18 protein-coding genes are annotated in these 20,152 nt (G+C 38.2%); 6 read left to right on the forward strand and 12 right to left on the reverse strand.

Annotation, left to right across the window (positions count from 1 at the left end; all coding sequences use genetic code 11):
* Positions 1-365 precede the first annotated feature (365 nt).
* From J2Z81_RS11670 to J2Z81_RS11700, 7 genes are read right to left on the reverse strand one after another with little or no spacing between them, the layout of a single operon-like run.
* Positions 366-1,361 (reverse strand): histidinol phosphate phosphatase domain-containing protein, encoded by a 996-nt coding sequence (locus J2Z81_RS11670; RefSeq protein WP_029267532.1) that lies wholly within the window; start codon positions 1,359-1,361, stop codon positions 366-368.
* A 12-nt stretch (positions 1,362-1,373) separates the two neighbouring features.
* A complete protein-coding gene (locus J2Z81_RS11675; RefSeq protein ID WP_226371402.1) occupies positions 1,374-2,159 on the reverse strand; it encodes a DeoR/GlpR family DNA-binding transcription regulator in 786 nt (261 codons plus the stop codon).
* Between the two features lie 16 nt (positions 2,160-2,175).
* Positions 2,176-3,195 carry an ABC transporter ATP-binding protein gene (locus J2Z81_RS11680; protein ID WP_029267536.1) on the reverse strand — a complete coding sequence of 340 codons (1,020 nt, stop codon included), beginning with the start codon at positions 3,193-3,195 and terminating at the stop codon, positions 2,176-2,178.
* Positions 3,192-4,055 (reverse strand): ABC transporter permease, encoded by an 864-nt coding sequence (locus J2Z81_RS11685; protein WP_084179024.1) that lies wholly within the window; start codon positions 4,053-4,055, stop codon positions 3,192-3,194. The genes J2Z81_RS11680 and J2Z81_RS11685 overlap by 4 nt, the downstream gene beginning before the upstream one ends.
* Complete coding sequence (locus J2Z81_RS11690; protein WP_226371403.1) at positions 4,052-4,894, reverse strand: ABC transporter permease; 843 nt, start codon at positions 4,892-4,894, stop codon at positions 4,052-4,054. The genes J2Z81_RS11685 and J2Z81_RS11690 overlap by 4 nt, the downstream gene beginning before the upstream one ends.
* A gap of 41 nt (positions 4,895-4,935) precedes the next feature.
* Positions 4,936-5,769: an alkaline phosphatase family protein gene (locus J2Z81_RS11695; RefSeq protein ID WP_029267542.1), complete on the reverse strand. Its 834-nt coding sequence runs from the start codon at positions 5,767-5,769 to the stop codon at positions 4,936-4,938.
* Complete coding sequence (locus J2Z81_RS11700) at positions 5,759-6,865, reverse strand: ABC transporter substrate-binding protein (protein WP_226371404.1); 1,107 nt, start codon at positions 6,863-6,865, stop codon at positions 5,759-5,761. Before J2Z81_RS11700 ends, J2Z81_RS11695 begins: the two co-directional genes overlap by 11 nt.
* A 1,043-nt stretch (positions 6,866-7,908) precedes the next feature.
* Here J2Z81_RS11700 and J2Z81_RS16240 point away from each other — a divergent pair.
* The 5 genes from J2Z81_RS16240 to J2Z81_RS11720 all read left to right on the forward strand — a co-directional run bounded on the left by J2Z81_RS16240 (position 7,909) and on the right by J2Z81_RS11720 (position 13,572).
* Positions 7,909-7,989: a putative holin-like toxin gene (locus J2Z81_RS16240; protein WP_226374306.1), complete on the forward strand. Its 81-nt coding sequence runs from the start codon at positions 7,909-7,911 to the stop codon at positions 7,987-7,989.
* A gap of 248 nt (positions 7,990-8,237) precedes the next feature.
* A complete protein-coding gene (locus tag J2Z81_RS16090) occupies positions 8,238-8,771 on the forward strand; it encodes a helix-turn-helix domain-containing protein (RefSeq protein WP_226374307.1) in 534 nt (177 codons plus the stop codon).
* Positions 8,772-9,169: 398 nt separating this feature from the next.
* Positions 9,170-11,236 (forward strand): thioredoxin domain-containing protein, encoded by a 2,067-nt coding sequence (locus tag J2Z81_RS11710; RefSeq protein WP_226371405.1) that lies wholly within the window; start codon positions 9,170-9,172, stop codon positions 11,234-11,236.
* An 86-nt stretch (positions 11,237-11,322) separates the two neighbouring features.
* Entirely contained in the window at positions 11,323-11,868 is a 546-nt protein-coding gene (locus J2Z81_RS11715) for an O-acetyl-ADP-ribose deacetylase (RefSeq protein WP_226371406.1), read from the forward strand.
* A gap of 279 nt (positions 11,869-12,147) precedes the next feature.
* On the forward strand, positions 12,148-13,572 hold the full coding sequence (locus J2Z81_RS11720) for an aldehyde dehydrogenase family protein (RefSeq protein WP_226371407.1): 1,425 nt from the start codon (positions 12,148-12,150) through the stop codon (positions 13,570-13,572).
* A gap of 76 nt (positions 13,573-13,648) precedes the next feature.
* On the opposite strand, the gene J2Z81_RS11725 is transcribed toward J2Z81_RS11720, so the two are convergent.
* The 5 genes from J2Z81_RS11725 to modA form a co-directional block, all read right to left on the reverse strand.
* Positions 13,649-14,968, reverse strand: coding sequence for a nucleobase:cation symporter-2 family protein (locus J2Z81_RS11725; protein ID WP_029267553.1), 1,320 nt, complete (start codon positions 14,966-14,968; stop codon positions 13,649-13,651).
* Between the two features lie 331 nt (positions 14,969-15,299).
* On the reverse strand, positions 15,300-16,763 hold the full coding sequence (locus J2Z81_RS11730) for a potassium/proton antiporter (RefSeq protein ID WP_029267555.1): 1,464 nt from the start codon (positions 16,761-16,763) through the stop codon (positions 15,300-15,302).
* A 120-nt stretch (positions 16,764-16,883) separates the two neighbouring features.
* Entirely contained in the window at positions 16,884-17,528 is a 645-nt protein-coding gene (locus tag J2Z81_RS11735; protein ID WP_029267557.1) for an ATP-binding cassette domain-containing protein, read from the reverse strand.
* Between the two features lie 13 nt (positions 17,529-17,541).
* Positions 17,542-18,237, reverse strand: coding sequence for a molybdate ABC transporter permease subunit (gene modB / locus J2Z81_RS11740; protein WP_029267559.1), 696 nt, complete (start codon positions 18,235-18,237; stop codon positions 17,542-17,544).
* A gap of 13 nt (positions 18,238-18,250) precedes the next feature.
* On the reverse strand, positions 18,251-19,057 hold the full coding sequence (modA, locus tag J2Z81_RS11745) for a molybdate ABC transporter substrate-binding protein (RefSeq protein WP_226371408.1): 807 nt from the start codon (positions 19,055-19,057) through the stop codon (positions 18,251-18,253).
* A 116-nt stretch (positions 19,058-19,173) separates the two neighbouring features.
* Here modA and J2Z81_RS11750 point away from each other — a divergent pair, with 116 nt between their 5' ends.
* A complete protein-coding gene (locus J2Z81_RS11750; protein WP_029267563.1) occupies positions 19,174-20,085 on the forward strand; it encodes a substrate-binding domain-containing protein in 912 nt (303 codons plus the stop codon).
* The last annotated feature ends 67 nt before the right edge of the window (positions 20,086-20,152 follow it).

Raw genomic sequence — 20,152 nt, forward strand, 5'->3', positions numbered from 1 at the left:
TTCTTTTGTTGGCCATTTTTGATTCTCCTCCGACTTTTCTTGAACCAAGTTTATATGACCTTAACGAATCTGTCTAATTAAGTGTAGCCTATCCATCCTTTATGAAGGCTGGGATAAGAGTGGAAAGCGCGTATCCCTACGTAACCCGATAGCGATTACGACAACCCAACCAACTGCGGATTTTTGGAAACAAATTCAAGCATGTACTACCAACTGCTATTCTACCAATTAAAAACGAAACTGCGAAGTAAAAGCTGTACACACTCTCACTTACACAGTTATCGATACTTTTTTGTTAATTAATTTTGAAGACTTTGGCTTGTTCAGATATATGGACCAAGAGGATTTGCGGATCGGTTATTTGCTTAAACAATAGGTATGTTATACCGTTTCCTGTTGGAAAAGGCAACGATATTTTCATACCCATATTTTTTCAGTTGGCCCTTCGCTTGATCAAGGTTGGTTCCTAAATCATCTGGATAATGGGCATCCGATGATAGTGTCATTGGAATATGATAGTTCGCTAGTGTTTGAAGATAAATCAAGCTTGGACAAGATTCTTTGATCGGGTAACGATAAGATAACCCCGTATTCACCTCAGATGCTACATTATTATTCTTTAATGTGGAAGCAACCGTTTCATAATAATCCTTAAGCAGTTGCTCGTCTGGTCTATAAGAGAAAACTTTCAAATTATCTAGGTGTGCGACGATATCAAATAGTTGCGATTCAATCGATTGGCAAACATAGGAAGTATGTAGTTTGTATAAATCCATCAAATTTTCTTTTTTAAACAAATAAGCAGCATCTGGATTATCAAAACCCCAGCCTTTTACAAAATGTACAGATCCAATAACATAGTCCCATGGTTTGTCAGTAATTAATTTACTCAACTCTTCCTCCCCATTCGGGAAAAAATCCGCTTCGATTCCAAGTTTCAAATGAACACCTTGGTTTGCCCATTTTTCCTTTTGCGATTGAATGAATGCAATAAATTGATCCATCGATGGCATAACAGCGATTTGATTGAGCCATTTTATTTGCATTTTTCCTAATTTGTCTGTTTTTAGATACATATGTTTTTTATAATAATCGAGCGCATCATGAAAACGATATAAATGATCCACGATCCCTACTTCCTTTAACCCAAGCTGTTTTGCTCTTTCTAAATAAAGATCAAGCCATCTTTCCGAATAGCACCCTTCTTTTACTCTATTATTTAATTTTTCTAGTAAGTCTTGCATCCATGTAAAAGAATGAGCCCGATCCTGTGAGAAGAATTCCAGTGCCTTCGCACTGCGGGCAATCCAGTTTGTTGAATAAGGTCCTTCTTCTAAATGAACATGATAATCTATAGTCATGATATCCTTCCTTTATTTTGCTAAAATCCAATCTATATTTTTCACTAATGCATTCTCTTGCCACGAATCTGGTAATGGAACATCAGATACAATAGCATCTACATCGTTTAAGGAACCAAATTTACAGAAAGCATCTACTCCTAATTTCGAAGAATCTGCTAACACAATAATTTCCTTTGAAACACGAATCATCGTTTTAGAAATCATTGATTCATTAAAATCAAAATCACTTAAGCCATTTTGCAATGAAATTCCACCAACAGAAATAAAAGCCTGATCAATATTAAATTGTTCCAATACTATTTCTGTTAATTTTCCTGATATGGAATGCTGTTTTGGATTTAATTGGCCTCCAAGCAAAATAACTTCACCAGAAAAAAATTGATGTTTCAATCCTTTCAAAAGCAAATTAGCGACTGGCAGTGAGTTCGTTAGAATCGTAATATCATTTTTATATTTGATTTCCTTAGCTAATTCAAGAACGGTTGTCCCTACATCAATCACGATCGTAGACCCATCTTGAATCAACTGTACTGATTGTTTTCCAATTCGTTTTTTCTCTTCCTCCATTACTTTTTTTCTACTTAGTAATGGTGGCTCCCCGTGGTGAAAAGTTCCGCTTACTGCCCCGCCATAAACCCGTTTGACTAGCCCTTCATTTTCTAATACAGCTAAATCACGGCGTACGGTTTCCATCGATATATGGAACTTTTCAGATAGCTCCGAGACCTTTACTTTTTGTGACGTTTTTAATTTATTCAAAATACATCGTTTTCTCTCTTCAGGAAATGTCTCCATATTCATCTCTCACCTTTTAATCGAATGTAATACAAGCTTTTTTTGGGATTAATAGTTTAACCGTATCTCCTTCTTCAAAGTATTCCCCATCCTGAAACAATTGCTCTACTTGAATACGTTTTGCCTTTACATCAACTTGATAACGAACTAAACTCCCCATAATCGTTTTCGTGCGAATTCTTCCTCCCAGTGTGAAATTCCCCGTATGATCGAAATTTTCTGCGTCCTTTGCACTCATGGTTATCCTTTCCGGACGAATTGCGATGTTGGCTGTGCTAATATCAAAATTTTCATTTATACATTGTTTCCATTCCGAATTCGTTAAAATATTATAAGACCCAATAAACCCAGCAACAAATTTATTTTTTGGACTTGTGTAAATCATCTCTGGTGTACCAGCTTGCTCAATAACACCTTTGTTCATCACATAGATTCGATCACTTAACATCATCGCTTCTTTTTGGTCATGTGTTACAAAAATAGTCGTTATGTTCATCTCTCTTTGGATGCGTTTAATTTCTTCCTGTAATGTTTTACGAATTTTTGCATCGAGGGCACTTAATGGCTCATCCAATAATAAAATTTTGGGCTTTAAAATTAATGCCCGTGCAAGTGCCACTCGTTGTTGTTGCCCACCTGATAGTTCATGTGGATAGTGATTTTCTAGCCCGTTTAATCCCATGATTTCAATCATTTGATTCATATCTTTTTTCTTATTTCCGATCTTTTTCATTTTCAGCCCATAGGCGATATTTTGGGAAACTGTCATATTTGGAAATAACGCATAGGATTGAAAGACCATTCCAATCTCTCGTTTTCTCGATGGCAAGTGTGTGATATCCTTGTCGTTGACCGAAATGAACCCGTCATCGATATCAATAATTCCAGCAATTGCGCGTAATAATGTACTTTTTCCACACCCACTTTGCCCTAGCAACGTGACAAATTCACCTTTTTTAATTGTAAATGAAATATTATTTAAAACAGTCTTATTTCCATATTGTTTTTTTACGGATGCTACATTTACATAACTCATCGGATGTCACCTTCTACTCTCTTTTTTTGAATCTGACTTTTATGAAACCTAGGGATACGTAATTTTGCGAAATGGAATTTTTTTATCCCTGGTTGCTGAAATTGAATGAGTAATCCAGTTACGACCATAATAATGATATAGTACGAAATAACGATGGCACTTGTTAAATGGCCATTTTTGCTGAACTTCTGATATAAATAGATTTGCAGTGTTTCATACTGCCCACCAACTAATAAATTGGCTAAAGCAAATTCACCAAATAACATAGCGATGGAAAGAAGTGCCGCAGCGAGAATTCCTTTCATGATATTCGGAAGCACGACAGAGATAACCGCCTTTATCTTCGTTGCACCTAACAATTCAGCTGCGTGGATGAGTTCCACCGCATTTACTGTATAAAGACTATTGCGAATACCTTGATAAACAAATGGCATAATGATAATCGCATACGAACCGATTAAAATCCACGGAGTACCAACAATAGATATGCTACTTGAAGAATAAACGTTTAATAATCCAATAGCAGAAACAATTGCTGGAACACCATAAGGAATCATGGAAACCAATTTAAGATATTTTTCTTTGCTTGGAAAATAAATGACGACTACAAACATGGCAAGTAGCATCACAACTAAACTTATTAGAACGGACGAAGCAATGACAAAGATCGAACGAGATAATGCTTCTAAAAAGCGAGTATCTTGAAACAACATCACATACCATGAGAATGTCCATGATTCCGGAAGGATGCTATCACTCCATTTATCCGCTAATGAATATAGCAATGTTCCTAATAATGGAAGCAAAAGATAAATAGATAATAAAATAACAATAAATAAATGTTTCCGTTTCCCAATCAATCCAAATCCCTCCTAATCTTGCGCATGACCCGTCCATTAATCCAAAGTGCAACAATCATAATTAATGCCAATACGACACCTAATGCACTAGCTAAATGAGGCTGTAAAAATACATCTCCTGCAATCAATGAACCAATTTGCAATGGCAGTAAATTATAGGTTGAACCGACCAAAGCATAAGCCGTTGCATAAGCTCCTAATGAATTGGCTAAAAGAATCGTATACGTCCCAATAATTCCAGGCAGTAAAATTGGAATGCCAATATGAACCCAATAGGAAAAGGAATTGCCTCCGAGCAGATTGGAAGCATAGCGCCATTCCATTTTTAACCCTTGATAGGTTGGTAATAAAAGCATAATCGCAAATGGAATTTGGAAATAAATATACACGACAATCAACCCGATCCAAGAATACAAATTGAACTGACTAAAAATATCTAGACCAAGCTGTGAAAAGAGTAACGTAAATAATCCATTATTCCCTAACAGGATGATAAACGAGAAAGCTAATGGAATTCCTTCAAAGTATGATGTCATATTGGTAATCATAACCATTACTTTATTTTCGCGATTAGACAGCCTTGATATCGAATATCCTCCAATAGCTGCAATGACAATTGCTACCGTTGCCGAAATAATGGAAATCATTAAGCTATTCTTGATGGCTTGCAGATAAAAGGGATCACTGAAAATATTTATATATTGTTCTAAACTAAATGTTCCTTCATTAGATTGGAAACTTTGATAAATCATATTGACAAGTGGAGCCAGTAAAAATCCGGTAATTAATATGGCGAACGGGAGCAGCCCAAGTAACGCATAAACCTTTGAACGAGACAATGAAAATACCTCCCTTATTTTCCAGAAGAAATAGGCGACCACTATTTCTTCGCCAGCAGTGCTGTCACCAATTCAGGCAACTCCTGCATCACTTCAGACACTGGAATATCTAATAATTGACACATGAATGGTGCAAATGCTAATTGTGGAATAACATGATCAAACCTTCCCTTTTGAACATGTTCACTAAGTACATATATAGGTACCATTCGTTCTACATCTGTTGTTCCACCATGAAGCCCCCATTCCGACATTCCGTGATCAGCTGTAACAACAATTTGATATCCTGCTGCTTGCCAAATTGGGATAAGCTCGGATAAATAATTATCCACTTGCAAAATTTTTTCACGATATTCCTTTGAATTACTTCCATACTTATGCCCTGCATCATCCACGTTCATCGAATGAATGTATAAAAAATCAGGATTTACTTGCTGTCTCAAAACTTCTCCATCCATTAATAAATGACCGTCCGGATAATGATCTTCCCAGTAAAATTTCCCATACTGAATGACGTTTTCTGGATTTCTCTGCTCACGGTCCTCTAAAAAATGAAAAGGAGCACGATGATATAATTCACTAACCCAATAATAGGAAGCTGTTGCGTTGATTAATCCATGTTTCTTCGTTAAATGAAAAAGACTCTCCTGTTTCGATAACTGGATGGAACCATTGGATGTAATTCCATTAACAGAGCTTGGAGTTCCTGTTAACAGCACCTCATATAGTGGTCGGGAAAGACTTGGCAATTCTGATTTTATTTGGCAGCTCATTGCCTTTCCGATATCAACTAAATGCTCGATATATCCTAAATTTTCAACTGCTAAGTCATAACGCATTCCATCAATAACAACAACGATCAGCTTATTTGACATGAACAAGAACCTCACTTTGCCATAATTTTGGTAATTCTTTTGCCGTTTCTTCCCATGCTTCATGGTCACTTACTGGCACAGCATTCGCATACTGTTCTTTGGGAACCATATTCTCTTCTACTTCTTTCGGCAGTTCAACAGAATCGCGAATAGGACGAGCATAACCTTTAGCAAGATTAATTTGTCCTTCATCACTCAAAATGAATTCTCTTGCTAACATTGCTGCGTGGGGATGCTTCGAATATTTATTAATAATCGTCGCATAGCCACTGACGACAGAGCCTTCTTCCGGTATAGTAACCTCAAATTGTTCACGATCTACCTCATCTGCATACCCTAAAGCATTAAAATCCCACATAATGCCAACCTCCATTTCTCCCTTTTCCATCCCAGCAACATTGTTACTTTTGGCTGTACTTAATCTTCCTTGTTTCGCTATTTCAGCAAAAAAATCAAGTCCCGGCTGTAAATTCGTTTCATCTCCACCGAAGGCAATCGTCGCAGCTAGCACTGCCATCTGATCTTGCGTACCTGTTTGAACATCGCCAATATTGACTAGATAATCTCCTTCAAGCAAATCTTTCCATGATGTTGGTGTATTTTTCACTTGTTCTTTATCGGTTATAAAAGCAATTGTTCCTTGATATCCAACAACCCAATCCCCATCATCATCTTTTGCCCAATCGGGAATCTCATCCCAATAGGAAGTTTTATATGGTAATGTAATATCTTTTTCTTCTACAATCGGGCCAAAGGAAATGCCAACATCTCCAATATCAGCCGTTGCGTTTTCTCCTTCCGATTCCATCTTAGAAATTTCCTCGGCACTCGACATATCGGTATCGGTATGTTTGATTCCATGTTCATCCGTAATTTCCTTCCATGTTTCTTCCCAGTTCGCCCATGTATCTGGCATGCCAACACTATTTACTTCACCTTCTTCTTTTGCTTTCTCTTCAATTTTTTCTAAAGATAAAGCATTCGGATCTTCAATCGACGAACCATTGGTTGTTTCCTCTGAACCACAAGCCACCAACGCGAACATACTTGCACCTAATAGTACCGTAGCAAGTCTTTTCTTTCTGAAAGTTTCCATTCCTCATACCACCTTATGTTGTTTATATTGGTTTTTTATTGTTTTCATTGGTTTTATTATAAAACTAGTTTATTAACCTCATATGAAACCAATGTAAAAAAATTGTAAAGTTAATACATTACAGTAATGGATATAGTTAATTCGCTGACTTATTATTTTATAAATTTTTGGTGAATGGATAATTGTAGGAATTTCTACGCTATTTTAAGCAGCAAATAATCCCCACCTTTACATAGATGAGGATTATTTATCGATTATTTTTAAAGCAAGGTTCGTCCATTATTAGTATGATTACTATTAAGTAGGGGTAGTACCAGCGAATCTAGGGCAAGGTAATACAGGAAATTTAAAAGAAATAAGTTGTATATTAAGTGAAATTAAATATAAAAAAGCCAAAGACCCGAATGTAACGGAATTTGGCTTAAATAACAGATTAACTACTTTTATATGTATACGACGAATTGGTTATGCGATAAAATCAATCAAGAAAAGTTAACTCTTAATGAAACAAGCCTCCTAATGTTCTTCATATACAAAATCACTTGAGAATTCCATGATATTTAGCTTATCTAAGATGGCATTTGTAACAATATCTATGGAACAAGCGCTAGAGAAATCGAAGCGCAAGAAAGCAGAGAGAGATTAAAAAGGTGGTTCGAATGTCCGCTTATCTACATCAACCATTCGTCCGTCCATCGGCGCGAAACAAGGTTCGATTGCCGTGTATGCATCTTTCTCACCCGCCATTGGAAAACTAGCTAAGAGCTTTAGTTAATCCCCTTGACATTTTGTGTTAGGTTCTTGGTTTATAGAACGTAACTCAAAATGCCAGGCTACCAAGTGATGACAATCGCGCGGCAGTTGGAAAGTGTAAAAAAAAGCGCCAGAAATATTGGTATTATAAGGGTACCGAGAAAAGCTTGACACAAACCCGGAAATGGATTCCTCTGTTTCTTGTTTCACTTTTCTGTTAACATAAGAAATGTACAATAAGGCTTTACGGGTGGTGGCTCGCTCCCTTTCTGAAAAGGGGGTGATGCCTCATGACAGTATTTGAAACGCTTTTCCTGATGATCTCATTCGGGACATTGGTCGTGACAATACTGTCGCAAACTAAAAAATAACCACTCTATAAGCCGGGTAAGCAGTTAGAGTGGTTATTTTCCCTCTTAAAACGCGAGCCGCCCCTTTAAGGGTTATTGTACTTGGCCGTTGGTGCAATTTCGCCAACGGTCATTTACTATCCTATGTGCGTTTCTGTATTCATTATACCCGATTTTAAATAAAATAAAAACAGAACCTGTATGTTTAAGCAATGCCACAAGGATGAAAGGGGAGAAGCACCATTAAACTAGATAGTATCGGTAAAAAAATAAAACAAGTACGTCTCCGAAAGAAGAAAACACAACAGCAAGTAGCGGATCAATGCGGTATTTCCAAAAGCTTGTTATCAAAAATAGAAAACGGCCAAACATCATCAGCTGTCGCCACATTATCAAAAATCAGTGACGCACTTGATATCCAGCTCTCCTGGGTGCTCGATGATAATCCAGAAACAGATATTATGATCTTGCCGCAATCAAAAAGACAGATTAGCTTAGGCAATGAGAACATGGGTTATACATATGAATTGCTCGCAAACAGATCCAAGTTTTCCAGCATTGAACCAACCATTGTACATGTTACACCAAAAGACACCAATTTACGGCATGATCCATATACCCATTCACAAGATGAATTTATTTATATTTTGGAAGGATCCATTTATCTTCATTACGATGGTCAAAAACATTATATGGAAACAGGAGACACAGCCTATTTTAAAGGAACGAATACCCACTTATTTATCCCCGTTGATAATCAGGGAGCAAAAGTGTTGACCATATTTGTAGATAATGGAGACTAACAGGTATACGGTGTGATATTGGGATATACATCCACTCGCGCGGTGCCCGGGTGAAGACGCGCAATAAGGAGAGCGACTTGTGCAATATCCATGGGCGGTCGTGCAATAGGGGAAGACACTCGCGCAACCCTCATGCAAAGTCGAGCAATAACGCCTGCCACTCGCGCAATCTCCATCTAAACCCACCCAAGTTACTTCCATATCACCCATCAACTTTACCTTACGCAGGTGCATATGCATTTGCAGACCCGTCTATTACTTAGCTTCACCCACCTATGAATGGACTCCCTAGCACGAAGTTCGTCCCTGTTTCTAATCAACATAAGCCCAAGGATTTGTATCCCACCTGCTCAATTGGGTACGATAATTATATAAAGTAAAGATGAGGGAGTGATCATATGCCGGCTAATCAAAATGCGCCCAATCGATTAATCAACGAAAAATCTCCATATCTGCTTCAGCATGCCTACAATCCTGTCGATTGGTACGCTTGGAGTACAGAAGCATTTCAAAAAGCAAAGCAGGAAAACAAGCCTATTTTTCTTTCCATTGGCTATTCGACTTGCCATTGGTGTCATGTGATGGCGCATGAATCATTTGAAGACGAAGATGTAGCAGCAATTTTAAATGAGAACTTTATTTCCATCAAAGTAGACCGGGAAGAGCGTCCGGATATTGACGCTGTATATATGAAAGTCTGTCAGATGATGACAGGTCACGGTGGCTGGCCACTTACGATATTTATGACGCCGGATAAAATTCCTTTTTATGCGGGCACCTATTTTCCAAAAGAAAGTAAGTACGGTCTGCCAGGTATCAAAGAAGCACTCACACAGCTTTACGCTAGATTTGTCAACGACCCAGACCATATCGATGAAGTGACAGACAGTGTGACAGCTGCCTTGAAACAGACCGTACAATCAAAGAGTGGTGAACGATTGACGAAAGAAGCTGTGGATGAAACATATGAGCAGCTTAAGAAAAGTTTTGATGATACAAATGGTGGCTTTGGTAGTGCGCCGAAATTTCCACAGCCACAAAATATTCTTTTTTTGCTCAGGTATTATCATTTCACAGGAAAAAGTGGTGCACTGCAAATGGCTGAAGTAACATTACAATCCATGGCTGCTGGTGGTATTTACGACCATGTTGGATTCGGATTTGCAAGGTATGCAACAGATCAAGAATGGCTGGTTCCGCACTTTGAAAAAATGCTTTATGACAATGCACTGCTCCTAATGGCATATACGGAGTGTTATCAGATTACAAAGAAACCGATTTATGAAAAAATAAGTAAAGAGATTATTGCCTTTGTTCTAAGAGAAATGAAAAGTTCGGAGGATGCATTTTATTCCGCTATTGATGCCGATTCAGAAGGAGTAGAAGGTAAATATTACGTATGGGGCTATGAAGAAATCTTCCGTGTACTTGGTGAAGAACTTGGCGAATTATATACAAAAGTCTATGACATTACACCGGATGGAAATTTTGAAGGAAAAAACATCCCGAATTTGTTAAGAAACAATTTAAGGAAAATTGCTCAGAAAAATAAACTGACCGAGGAAAAATTAAGGCAAAAATTAAAAGATGCGCAAGAAAAGCTTCTAGAAGCCCGCGAAGAAAGAGTTTATCCACATGTGGATGACAAGATATTAACAAGCTGGAATGGATTAATGATCGCAGCATTTGCAAAGGCAGGAAGGGTTTTCAAAGATAATCATTCGATCAAGGCGGCAAAAGAAGCGATGCAATTTATTGAAGAAAACCTTTATCATGGAAAGCGTTTAATGGCCCGTTATCGGGATGGTGAGACGAAGTACAATGCCTATATCGATGATTACGCATTTTTGCTGTGGGCATACGTTGAGCTGTATAACACATCTTTTAGCATAGATTATTTGCGAAAAGGTAAAGAGCTTGCTGATCAAATGATCGGTTTATTCTGGGATGAAACAGATGGGGGTTTTTATTTCAGCGGAGATGACAGTGAGGTATTAATTTCCCGGGAAAAGGAAATCTATGATGGTGCACTTCCCTCAGGCAACAGTGTTGCTGCAGTCATGCTCATGCGTTTAGGATATTTAACGGGTGAACTTAAATATCTTGATAAAGTAGAAGAAATGTATTATACCTTTTTTAAGGATTTGGATGGGTATGGCCTAGCTAGTGCCTATTTCATGCAAAGTTTATTGCTGACTGAAAATCCGACAAAAGAAGTTGTTGTCCTAGGAGCGGCAGATGCGCCGGAAAGAAAACAGCTCCTGGAAATGCTGCACGAGAAGTTTTTGCCAAATGTTACAGCAATTGTATCGGATCAGGCAGATCATTTTTCAGGTATAGCGCCATTTGCAGCAGCGTATAAACAAATCGATCAAAAAACAACGATTTATGTTTGTGAAAACTTCTCTTGTCATCAGCCAACATCGGATATCGAACATGCAAAACATATGATTTTAGAAGGGTAGCTAAAGTGGCTCTCCAAAAGAAAGGGGGAGTCACTTTTTACAGTAATGTATGGATTGATAGGTTGAAATCGATCGGAGGTGATCGTATGCGAGTGGAGATGAATGGTAATTATGTAGAGTTGCTGATGGGAGATATCACAAAACAGCAAACAGACGCAATCGTCAATGCTGCCAATGGTTCGCTCTTAGGTGGTGGAGGTGTAGATGGTGCAATTCATCGTGTGGCGGGTGGTGGTTTTCTGGAGGAATGCAAAAGAATTCGTCAGGATACATTACATGGAGCTTACTTACCTGCAGGGGAAGCAGTTGTTACGAGCGGCTATCACTTACCTGCAAAATATGTCATTCATACGGTGGGGCCCGTATGGAAACAAGATGAGGATGAAGAGAAGCTTTTAGCAAATTGTTATAAAAATGCTTTAAAACTTGCCAAAGAGAGAGGGTTAAAAAGTATATCTTTTCCATCTATCTCAACAGGGGTATACCGATTTCCCGTACATCTAGCGGCAAGGGTAGCCCTCAGGGAAATTGGGAACTTCCTGAACCAAAATAAATTTAAAGAAGTAGCGATGGTGCTGTTTTCTGAGGAAGACTATGATGTTTATGAAAATACGCTTAAAAATAGGATTTAGGGTTTAATTCCGAAATAAATGCTATCAATCTATTTTTTGGGTACTATATTTAAAATAGAAGTAACATTATTTTCCAAATGTATGATAAAATTATTTATTGCGTTTTTATTGCGTTATTTGAAATTTTTGATATGATTTAGACAGGAATGATTTGGTTGGGGTAAATGAAAGCGATTAACTGTCATGATCTGCCACATTTATTAATCGTAACAAAAATATAATATGAAAAGCACGAATACTTCAACCAATACTACTTTTTAGAAAAGGAGTTTTATCGCTATGCGTGATTATCTTAAACATTATATTAATGGTGAGTGGGTTGAATCAACTGGCTCAGAAACAATGGAAGTCATTAATCCTGCGACAGAAGAAGTGATTGGTCATATTAGTGCGGGAACAAAGGAAGATTTAGACCGTGCAGTAAAAGCAGCACGTGCAGCTTTTCCTTCTTTCTCTCAAACTACGAAAGAATATCGTATTGAATTACTAGAGAAAATTGCTGAGGAGTATGCAAAACGAAAAGATGAACTAATTGAAATTATTACAGAAGAGCTTGGTTCTCCTCGTAAAATTTCTAAAAATGTTCATTATAATATGGGCTACGCTCACTTTAAGCAAGCTGCAAAGGAATTAAAAGATTTTTCTTTTACTGAAAAACGCGGAAAAACGACCATCGTGAAAGATTCAATTGGTGTAAGTGGTTTAATTACGCCATGGAACTTCCCGACAAACCAAACAGTTACTAAAATTGCAAGTGCATTTGCAGCGGGAAGCACAGTAGTTTTAAAACCTGCTTCCATGACACCATTTGCAGCAATGCTGCTTGCTGAAGTTTTCGAAGCAGCTGGACTTCCTAAAGGCGTGTTTAACTTAGTGAATGGATCTGGAAGTGTCATTGGTAATGGCATTAGTGAACATCCTGACATTGACTTTGTTTCCTTTACAGGTTCAGATGGTGTTGGACAAACTGTTATGGAGAAAGCAGCGAAGACAATCAAGAAAGTTGCACTTGAACTTGGCGGTAAATCACCGGTTGTTGTGTTAGAAGATGCTGATATGAACAAAGCAGCAAAAGCAGCACTTTCTAATATTGCTATGAATACAGGGCAAGTATGTTCTGCAGGTACACGTGTGCTCGTTCCGCGTAAACTAAAAGAGCAATTTGAAGAAGCTGTATTAAATAATCTGAAAAAATTCCCAGTAGGTGATCCACAAGGCGAAGTGTTTACTGGACCACTCGTTTCTCAAAAACAATGGGATACCGTACAAGGATATATTGAAAAGGGTATTAGTGAAGGTGCAACACTTCTAACAGGTGGTACTGGCAAGCCGGAAGGATTAGATAAAGGTTATTTTGCTAAGCCAACGGTATTTACTGACGTTAAAAATGATATGGTCATTGCTCAAGAAGAGATCTTTGGTCCTGTTTCATGTGTCATTTATTACGATACACTTGATGAAGCAATCGAGATCGCAAATGATACTGAATTCGGCTTATCTGGCTATGTAGTCGGTGAAGATTCGGAAGCACTTCAAAAGGTTGCATTAGGAATTCGAGCTGGTCAAATTACGGTTAATAATGCACCTCAAGATTTCGGAGCTCCGTTTGGCGGCTTTAAAAAATCAGGAATTGGCCGTGAGTGGGGACTCTATGGTATTGAAGAATATCTTGAACCAAAAGCCATTATGGGCCTTGAAAAATAAATTTCTCATATCTCTAGAAAAGACCGAGTATTCATTACTCGGTCTTTTCTGCTTAGATACTAGATTCATTGTTTTTTTATCCTACACTTTCTGCACGTTGTTCTGCTTCTGATCCTACATTTTGCGGTTTTTTAGCGCCATTTAATATAATATTAAGAATAACTGCAGCAAAACCGCCTGTGACAATTCCATTTTCGAGAAGAATCCGAACGCCTTGTGGGACATTGGAGAAAACTTCCGGAGCAATCGACACACCCAAACCTAGTCCAATAGAAAGTGCTACAACAAGAGAGTTTTCTGTACGTCTGAAGTCTACGACAGACAGTTGACGAATCCCCGAAGCCATCACCATACCAAACATTGCAATCATTGCACCGCCAAGTACAGGTTCAGGAATAATCAAAGTTAATGCAGCTATTTTAGGTAAAAGGCCAAATCCTACTAGAATAACACCAGAAGCAATAACTACTTTTCTTTGTTTTACTCCTGTTAGTGCGATGATACCAACGTTTTGTGAGAATGTAGAATAAGGAAATGCTTGAAAAATACCCCCGACGATTTGTGCTAAACCTTCGGCCCGTAATCCTTTCTTTATATCACTTCCATCTAATTTTTTTTCAATAACATCAGCAAGTGCAAAATAAACGCCTGTAGCTTCCATCATCGTAACGATCCCAACTAACGTCATACTAAGAATTGCATTGAAGTGAAATTCCGGGGCTCCGAATCGGAATGGTTCTACCATATGAAACCAAGAAGCATCGCCAACAGATGAGAAGTCTACTAATCCCATAAATGATGCAATAATTGTACCTGCTACAAGAGAGGCTAAAATGGAAATTGCTTTCATAAACCCTTCAAAAAATCGATTTAATAATACAATAATGATAAGAGTAATAGTAGCCAGCGTTAGGTTTGTTAAACTAGCATACCCAGCTGAATCTGGATCTCCGGTAATATTGCCCATGGCTGCTCCAATAAGTGAGGTACCAATAATGACAACAACGGTACCGGTAACAACTGGCGGAAAAAAACGAATCATTTTATCCATAAACTGTGCTAAAAATATGATAATAGCACCCGCTGCTATTATAGCACCGAAAATGGACGGTACTCCTTGCGTGGTTCCGATAGCTATCATCGGTCCTACTGCTTGAAAGGCAACCCCCATCACAATTGGCATTTTAATTCCAAAAAATTTATTACCGACTACTTGTAAAAAGGTTGCAATTCCACATGCAAACAAATCAACAGAAATCAAATAAGCAACTTCTGCTTCGTTGAGGCCAATTGCTGGTCCAACAATTAAAGGAACAACTACTGCACCGCCGTACATCGCTAATACATGCTGTAGTCCAAATGCCCCCAACTTCCAAAATCCTAGCTTTTCATCCATTCTTTATCCTCCCTTGTAAGATTTTTGTTGCTTTTCTGCTGAGTCGTAGATGCAGAGATATAATAAAGATATAACAATGGACCATGAATTAAAATAAAAAAACCACAGTTAGCCTCTGATCAATTAGAGGCTAACTGCGGTTCAAACTCCTTCCGTTAAACAGAACGCATGATACCGATTGCCAAATAGGAGGATATTAGAGCGATAAACGCATAGATATCCATGGATTTTAATTTTCTTCTACATACAAATGTAAGCGTTTGCCTATTGATTGTCAAGTGGGAATTTTCGAAAAAACAAATGGGAGGCGTGGAAGGGAAGCAAGATGACTTTATTCCATGCCCATCATTTTTTTCTTTGGTTTTCCTATAAGTGAGACTTTTGCTTTTTCCCGGTCTTTTTTGTTGCCAAGTACATACAATGTATCTCCATTTTTGATAATAGAGTTTCCTGTTGGGGTGATTAGCTCTTTGTCACGGACAATCCCTATAATTAGCGTATTATCTGGTAATTCCAGATCAATTAAAGAAGTATTTACTGCAGGAGAGAGATCGGTGATTGATACTTCCATGATTTCAGAATCAGTATGTCCAAGTGTAATTAATTCCAGGCTTGGTTTTACTCCTGCTCCGCCATTGCCTGTTAGATTGAGTTTTGTAGCAAGCCAGGATAAGGTGCTTCCCTGAACTAACGCGGAAATTAAAACGACGAAAAAGACAGCATTAAAAATCAATTGGCTATTTTCGACATCAGCAATAATCGGGTAGGTGGCAAGCACGATAGGAACAGCGCCCTTTAAGCCAGACCAAGAAATAAATACCTTCTCTTTAAAGCTGTACTTCATGAATAGCATACAGATAAATACTGCAGCCGGACGGGCGATAAACATTAAAATAACAGTTAATAAGATACTGTCCCAGGCTACGGCCGGCAAGTGGCTTGGGAAAACGAGCAATCCAAGCAAAATAAACATAATAATTTGCATCATAATGGCAAAACCTTCATTAAAACGCAATATCGTAAATCGGTACATTAAATCACTATTACCAACAAAGACAGCCATCACATAAACGGCAAGCAAACCACTTCCTCCAACGGTATCGGTAATAACATATGTAGAAGTAGCCATCCCCATTGCAAGAATGGGATAGAGTCCAGCTGTATCCAGCTTAATATTATTAATAATAAGAACGATGAGTTTCCCGAGGGCTAAACCGAGGATCAATCCTAGTCCCATTTGTAAAAAGAAGCTACCAATTGCAGACCAAATCGTACTTTCAGGGATCTGAATCAATTCAATAAAGGCAACCGTTAAAAAAACAGCCATTGGATCATTGGAACCTGATTCTGCTTCGAGTGTAGAAGTCAGTCGCTTGTTAATATTTTTATTGCCTAATACAGAAAATACAGCTGCTGCATCGGTTGAGCCGACAATAGCACCAAAAAGCATTCCTTCAAGCAGGGTAAAGTCCAGAATATACTTGGCTGCCAGCCCAACAATTATGGAAGTGATTAGTACACCAAATGTTGCCAGCACGCCTGCTGGGGCAAGGATGGGACGAACATGATGCCATCTTGTATTTGCACCGCCATCAAACAAGATGATGATCAGTGCCATAATTCCAATAAGCTGTGTCAGATGTACATTTTCAAAGAATATAAACTGGTTGAGGCCCATACCTACTAATAGGAATAGAACTAGTGCAGGGAGGCCTAAACGATTAGAAAATTTTGTGGTAAGTACTCCGATGATAAGCATAATAGAAAATAAGAAGATTAATGTTTCCATAGACATAGTTACGCAATCCTTCCAAAAATATGGGTCTATACTAATGATAAACGTAAATTTTGAAAAAAACAAAAAATCCTTTTCAAAAATGACATATTTTATATAAAAATGCAAAAAACAAGGCGACTATACCTTGCTTTGTTGAGTTTCATTCGTACTTTGAAATTTCCCGCGCTTTATATAGATAATACGATCACCTAGTTTTTTTGCCTCTTCATGGCTATGTGTAACCATAATAACAGGAATTCCCCAAAGTTTTTGGAGGCGTATTAATTCATGATGCCCTTTCGCTCGAGTCTCATCATCCAGAGCTGAAAATGGTTCGTCTAGAAGTAATAACTGTGGTTCGGTTGCTAGCGCACGGGCGATAGCAACGCGCTGTTTTTCCCCTCCGGAGATTTCATGCGGATATTGCTGGATCAGATGTCCGATATTTAGCTCTTCCATCAAATCTTTTGCTAATTTTTCTGATTTCATCCCGTAGGAAATGTTTTTCCAAACCGTCATATGTGGAAACAATGCGTAATCTTGGAATAAATAGCCGATTTTTCTTTGCTGCATGGGAACGTGTGATTTTTTCCCTTTAAAAAAGATTTTATCATTTAACGAGATAAGGCCTTCGTTTGCCTTGCTTAATCCGGCAATACAGTTAAGGATTGTTGTTTTTCCTGACCCTGAGGCCCCAAATAAAACAACAATTTCATTTCTCACAACAAATTCCACATCTAATTCAAAATGGAAAAGGCTTTTTCGGATATGCACATTTAGCATGATTTAAACCCCTTTATTCATTGTTACGCTGCCTGGAGTAACGCATCATATTTCGTTTACTCCACCAGTTTAACCATAAAATAGCACTGAATCCGAGTGCGATAATAAGAATAACCCAGAACGTAGCCATTTCCATATTTCCTGATTCTACTTCAAAATAGATAGCTAATGGAATCGTATCTGTGACATTAGGAATATAGCCTGCTAACATAAGCGTAGCCCCAAACTCACCTAATGCACGGGCAAAGGCTAAAACAAGTCCTGCTAATAACCCAGGCCATGCGAGTGGAAAAGAGATTGTCCAAAAGACACGCCATTTGGATGCTCCCATTGTATAGGCAGCATTCTCTACGTTTTTATCATATTGTTTAAATGCAGCTGCTGCACTTTGATACATTAATGGGAAGGAAACAACCACTGCTGCAATGATCACAGCATACCATGTAAAGACAACTTGAAAATCGAACCAATCCATTAAAAGGCGTCCGAGGAAACTATTTTTACCAAAGAGCCAAAGTAAACCAAATCCTACAACCGTCGGAGGTAGAACAAGTGGCAACATAATGATCGCTTCGAGGATTCCCTTTCCTGGAAATGAATTGCGTGCGATGATGCGGGCTAGTATCACACCTGTGATAAATACAATAACAGTAGCGATAGCAGCGGTTTTAAAAGATAACCATAATGGCGATAAATTAACCGTATCCATAAACAATCACCTATTACTTTTGAAAGCCGTATTTTTCCAAGATCTCTTGGGCTTGATCAGTTTCCATATAATTCAAAAAGTCTTTTGCTTCTTGCTCATGTTCTGTATCAGCGATAACCGCTCCAGGATAGATAATCGGATCATGTACATCCTTATCAACGGTGGTGAGTTTATTTATTTTGTCTGAAGTTTCTGCATCACTTTCATAGACGAAACCAATATCGACATTCCCAGTTTCAACATATGTTAACACTTGACGAACGTCTTTGGCTAATATAATGCTATCCTCGAGTTTGTCCCATATTTTCATGTTTTTCAAGGATTGTTCGGTATATTTTCCTGCTGGTACACTTTCGGGGTTACCGATTGCAATTTGCTCTACATCTTTATCGTTCATATCTTCCACTTTTTCATAATCCAGCGTTGATGATTTTCCAGTAATTAAGACGAGGTTGTTGCCGGTTATATCCGACCTTGTATCTACGATGATCTTCTCTTCTTCCTCAAGCGTGTCCATCCAGTCCTGGTTAGCGGAAATAAATACATCAGCAGGAGCTCCTTGTTGAATTTGTTGAGCTAAGCTGCCGGATCCGCCAAAATTAAAAGTGAGTTTCACTTGATTTTCCTTTTCATAGATTGATTTAATCTCATCAAGTGCATCGGTAAGACTAGCCGCTGCGGAAATGGTTAAATTCATTTCCTCACTGTTTTCTGATTCTGTGCGATTACTTTTTGTTTCTGTATTCTCACTGTTATTGGAACAACCGATAGCTAGTACAACAAACAACAATAAGAATAAAATGATTTTTACCTTATTCAATTGTATCCCTCCAAGTTATAATTAGTTATAACTAGATATATCTAATTATAACTTGGAGTCTATGAATAGTAAATGATAACATAAGAATAGTAACAATATTCAGGGGTGTTTAACATATGCTGCAAAATGAATCGTATACGCCGGAGGAAATTTCAAAATTACTTAAGGTCTCCAAACTCACGGTATATGACTTAATAAAAAAGGGAGAGTTGCAAGCCTATCGCGTTGGAAGGCAAATGAGAGTGGATCAGGAGGAGCTAGAGAATTATAAAAGCCGAGGGAAGGAAACTAGACTTGCTGCACCTGCTAAAGAAAGTCAGCAATCATCAAGCTCTATCGTTATCAGCGGGCAGGACAGTAGCTTAGATATATTAGGGAAGAAAATGGAGGCGCAATCAAGCAAGTATCGTCCGCTTCGTTCTTATGCCGGCAGTTTAGACAATTTAATTGCGATGTATCAGGGGAGGGCTGATATTATCAGTACCCACCTGTTTGACGGGGACACAAACGAATATAACATTCCTTATATAAGAAAGTTCCTTGTAAGCCACTCCTTTATCGTTGTTCAATTCGTAAAGCGGCGGGCAGGACTTTACACAGCGAAGGGAAATCCGCATAAACTAAGTAGCTGGGAGGATCTCAAAAGCAATAAAATAAGAATGATCAATAGGGAAAAAGGGGCGGGGGCTCGCGTCCTTTTGGATGAACAACTACGAATACATAACATTTCTAAAGATGAGCTGAAGGGATATAACAATGAAGAAACGAGTCATCTTGCTGTCGCTTCTGCTGTGGCAAATGGAAAAGCGGACGTGGGAGTGGGGATTGAACAGATCGCAAAAATAACAGCTATCGATTTTATACCGATGATTGATGAAAGTTATGACCTGGTTATGCTGAAAAGCGGGAAGAACCAGTCGCTTATTTCCGATGTATTGGAAGTTTTAAATAACGCTGATTTCAAGGAAGAGCTTCAATCTCTAGGTTATGATTGTCATGGGATTGGCCAAATCATCTGGGAGCAGTAACTGGCTGTACTCCTTTCGTAAAATTACTTTGTCAGCATGATATGGCTTGCCCCTGCATACGATGTAT

The sequence above is a fragment of the Virgibacillus alimentarius genome (assembly GCF_017874635.1).
GTDB lineage: Bacteria > Bacillota > Bacilli > Bacillales > Amphibacillaceae > Virgibacillus_B > Virgibacillus_B alimentarius.

What these genes read in the sequence shown, in the direction of transcription:
- J2Z81_RS11670 (WP_029267532.1), bottom strand. Translation starts at nt 1,361, where the DNA reads ATGACTATAGATTATCATGTTCATTTAGAAGAAGGACCTTATTCAACA.
- J2Z81_RS11675 (WP_226371402.1), bottom strand. Translation starts at nt 2,159, where the DNA reads ATGGAGACATTTCCTGAAGAGAGAAAACGATGTATTTTGAATAAATTA.
- J2Z81_RS11680 (WP_029267536.1), bottom strand. Translation starts at nt 3,195, where the DNA reads ATGAGTTATGTAAATGTAGCATCCGTAAAAAAACAATATGGAAATAAG.
- J2Z81_RS11695 (WP_029267542.1), bottom strand. Translation starts at nt 5,769, where the DNA reads ATGTCAAATAAGCTGATCGTTGTTGTTATTGATGGAATGCGTTATGAC.
- J2Z81_RS11700 (WP_226371404.1), bottom strand. Translation starts at nt 6,865, where the DNA reads ATGGAAACTTTCAGAAAGAAAAGACTTGCTACGGTACTATTAGGTGCA.
- J2Z81_RS16240 (WP_226374306.1), top strand. Translation starts at nt 7,909, where the DNA reads ATGACAGTATTTGAAACGCTTTTCCTGATGATCTCATTCGGGACATTG.
- J2Z81_RS11710 (WP_226371405.1), top strand. Translation starts at nt 9,170, where the DNA reads ATGCCGGCTAATCAAAATGCGCCCAATCGATTAATCAACGAAAAATCT.
- J2Z81_RS11715 (WP_226371406.1), top strand. Translation starts at nt 11,323, where the DNA reads ATGCGAGTGGAGATGAATGGTAATTATGTAGAGTTGCTGATGGGAGAT.
- J2Z81_RS11720 (WP_226371407.1), top strand. Translation starts at nt 12,148, where the DNA reads ATGCGTGATTATCTTAAACATTATATTAATGGTGAGTGGGTTGAATCA.
- J2Z81_RS11725 (WP_029267553.1), bottom strand. Translation starts at nt 14,968, where the DNA reads ATGGATGAAAAGCTAGGATTTTGGAAGTTGGGGGCATTTGGACTACAG.
- J2Z81_RS11730 (WP_029267555.1), bottom strand. Translation starts at nt 16,763, where the DNA reads ATGTCTATGGAAACATTAATCTTCTTATTTTCTATTATGCTTATCATC.
- J2Z81_RS11735 (WP_029267557.1), bottom strand. Translation starts at nt 17,528, where the DNA reads ATGCTAAATGTGCATATCCGAAAAAGCCTTTTCCATTTTGAATTAGAT.
- modB (WP_029267559.1), bottom strand. Translation starts at nt 18,237, where the DNA reads ATGGATACGGTTAATTTATCGCCATTATGGTTATCTTTTAAAACCGCT.
- J2Z81_RS11750 (WP_029267563.1), top strand. Translation starts at nt 19,174, where the DNA reads ATGCTGCAAAATGAATCGTATACGCCGGAGGAAATTTCAAAATTACTT.